Source organism: Pseudoalteromonas byunsanensis, from assembly GCF_001854475.1.
Taxonomy (GTDB): domain Bacteria; phylum Pseudomonadota; class Gammaproteobacteria; order Enterobacterales; family Alteromonadaceae; genus Pseudoalteromonas; species Pseudoalteromonas byunsanensis.
Genome location: NZ_MNAN01000035.1, coordinates 92,782 through 94,667 on the forward strand (window position 1 = coordinate 92,782; position 1,886 = coordinate 94,667).

The window sequence follows — 1,886 nt, forward strand, 5'->3', positions numbered from 1 at the left end:
ATTCGAACCCCTGTTACCGCCGTGAAAGGGCGGTGTCCTAGGCCTCTAGACGAAGGGGACACTTAATTAGTGTCACTAGGACTGGTTATTTTAACTCTCACCATATGAGCTTTGTTACTTTACCTAAGTAAAGTGGCGTCCCCTAGGGGATTCGAACCCCTGTTACCGCCGTGAAAGGGCGGTGTCCTAGGCCTCTAGACGAAGGGGACACTGGATTAGTGTCACTAGGACTGGTTATTTTAACTCTCACCATATGAGTTTACTTTATCTAAGTGCTACTCGAGAGCGCTTAGAAACATCACTTAAATTAAGTGGCGTCCCCTAGGGGATTCGAACCCCTGTTACCGCCGTGAAAGGGCGGTGTCCTAGGCCTCTAGACGAAGGGGACACAAAATGTGTTCTAGGACTTTGCACTAATGAAATGGTGGAGCTATGCGGGATCGAACCGCAGACCTCTTCGCTGCCAGCGAAGCGCTCTCCCAGCTGAGCTATAGCCCCATTTCTAACAAACTCTGTAAAGTTAATTACACGCCTGTATCGCTGAGTGCGGGGCGCATTCTATGCAGGCCCACAAACAAAGTCAACAGTTTTTCACGAACTTTTTATTAAACGTTTTAAAAAACACCAATTCGCTGACAATATAACCACCAAGTCATTAAAAAACAACAAAAACTCTTGTTTTCGCTCAAAAAAACAGCTTTCGAAAATGCTTTTTAATTCAACTTTAACATAAACAACTATTGCTACTAATGCATTTACTCTATTCGCACTCTATTATTGTAAAGTATTTAAAAAAGAGCATTCTCATAATCTACTCCCCCTACTCTTCTTTTTAAAATTCAGTATGAAAGCAAACGATATGGCCCTACCACATGGTTTCGGTCTATAAATGAGCTTTGTAACCCTCTTACTCTCGCCCTGATATTTTTAGCTAACGCCTCTTTTATGAGCATTAGGTAATACATTGTTGTAAAACCATTTGCATTTTTTAGCGACTTTTTAATTACTGTAATAATGAAGAACAATTGTAATCTGGCGATAAAAGCCGCACATAAACTAAAATTGTAACTTCAAGTATTGACACTATTTCAAGTCTCCCTATAATAGCGCCCCACAACGACGCAGCATTTGTCGTTTGTAACTTAGATATGGGTCGTTAGCTCAGTTGGGAGAGCATCGCCCTTACAAGGCGAGGGTCACTGGTTCAAGTCCAGTACGACCCACCACTTCTAAAGTGGTGAAATTGATTATCTAAGGTTCTATATTGGGTCGTTAGCTCAGTTGGGAGAGCATCGCCCTTACAAGGCGAGGGTCACTGGTTCAAGTCCAGTACGACCCACCATTATAGAACAAACAGATTTGGGTGATTAGCTCAGTTGGGAGAGCATCGCCCTTACAAGGCGAGGGTCACTGGTTCAAGTCCAGTATCACCCACCACCTTCAAAAGGTGAAAATTTGGGAGAGCATCGCCGCCCTTCATAACGAAAGGCGAGGATAACTGGTTAAGTCCAGATCACCCACCACCTTCAAAAGGTGAAAATTTGGGAGAGCATCGCCGCCCTTCATAACGAAAGGCGAGGATAACTGGTTAAGTCCAGATCACCCACCACCTTCAAAAGGTGAAAATTTGGGAGAGCATCGCCGCCCTTCATAACGAAAGGCGAGGATAACTGGTTAAGTCCAGATCACCCACCACCTTCAAAAGGTGAAAATTTGGGAGAGCATCGCCGCCCTTCATAACGAAAGGCGAGGATAACTGGTTAGGTCCAGAGCACCCACCACTTTCAGAATGAAAGTATAAAATCTAAATGGGTCGTTAGCTCAGTTGGGAGAGCATCGCCCTTACAAGGCGAGGGTCACTGGTTCAAGTCCAGTACGACCCACCA

The 1,886-nt window shown here is 44.5% G+C and carries 7 tRNA genes; 4 read left to right on the forward strand and 3 right to left on the reverse strand.

From position 1 onward, the window contains the following. Window positions 1-133: 133 nt before the first annotated feature. From BIW53_RS16605 to BIW53_RS16615, 3 genes are all read right to left on the reverse strand, one after another. Window positions 134-209: transfer RNA gene (locus BIW53_RS16605), tRNA-Glu, on the reverse strand. Between the two features lie 103 nt (window positions 210-312). After that, a tRNA-Glu gene (locus BIW53_RS16610) sits at window positions 313-388 on the reverse strand. Between the two features lie 34 nt (window positions 389-422). After that, a tRNA-Ala gene (locus BIW53_RS16615) sits at window positions 423-498 on the reverse strand. Between the two features lie 652 nt (window positions 499-1,150). Here BIW53_RS16615 and BIW53_RS16620 point away from each other — a divergent pair. The 4 genes from BIW53_RS16620 (at window position 1,151) to BIW53_RS16635 (ending at window position 1,886) form a co-directional block, all read left to right on the forward strand. Continuing rightward, a tRNA-Val gene (locus BIW53_RS16620) sits at window positions 1,151-1,226 on the forward strand. A gap of 40 nt (window positions 1,227-1,266) precedes the next feature. Continuing rightward, a tRNA-Val gene (locus tag BIW53_RS16625) sits at window positions 1,267-1,342 on the forward strand. 19 nt (window positions 1,343-1,361) lie between these two features. After that, a tRNA-Val gene (locus tag BIW53_RS16630) sits at window positions 1,362-1,437 on the forward strand. A gap of 373 nt (window positions 1,438-1,810) precedes the next feature. Next, window positions 1,811-1,886, forward strand: a tRNA-Val gene (locus BIW53_RS16635).